This window comes from Methylobacterium sp. WL103 (assembly GCF_008039885.1).
Taxonomy (GTDB): domain Bacteria; phylum Pseudomonadota; class Alphaproteobacteria; order Rhizobiales; family Beijerinckiaceae; genus Methylobacterium; species Methylobacterium cerastii.
Genome location: NZ_VRUX01001292.1, coordinates 1 through 445 on the forward strand (window position 1 = coordinate 1; position 445 = coordinate 445).

1 protein-coding gene is annotated in these 445 nt (G+C 77.1%); it reads right to left on the reverse strand.

What is annotated here, in order from left to right:
* On the reverse strand, window positions 1–445 hold a 445-nt coding region (locus FV222_RS29045), incomplete at both ends, for an isochorismatase family protein (protein WP_147816558.1).

Sequence of the window (445 nt, forward strand, 5' to 3'; positions counted from 1 at the left end):
CGCGACCACCACGGCCTCGAACCCCGCCGCGCGCGCGTCGAGCGCGCTCCAGGCGACGCAATAGTCGGTGGCGAGCCCGCACAGCACCACGCGCCCGACGCCGCGCTCGCGCAGGTAGCCGGCGAGCCCCGTCCGCGTCCCGTCGGCCTCGACGAAGGCCGAATAGCTGTCGACGCCCGGGTTCAGGCCCTTTCGCAGGACGAGGGCGGCGCCGGGCAGGTCGAGGCCGGGGGCGAGCGACGCGCCGGCGCTTCCCTGCACGCAATGGTCCGGCCACAGCACCTGCTCGCCGTAGGCGAGCCGCACCGTCTCGAACGGCGCCCGGCCCGGATGCGCGCTCGCGAACGAGGCGTGCCCGGGCGGGTGCCAGTCCTGCGTCAGCACCAGGGTCGCGAAGCGCGCGGCCAGCGCCCGGATCGGCGCCACGACGGCGTCGCCGTCGGGC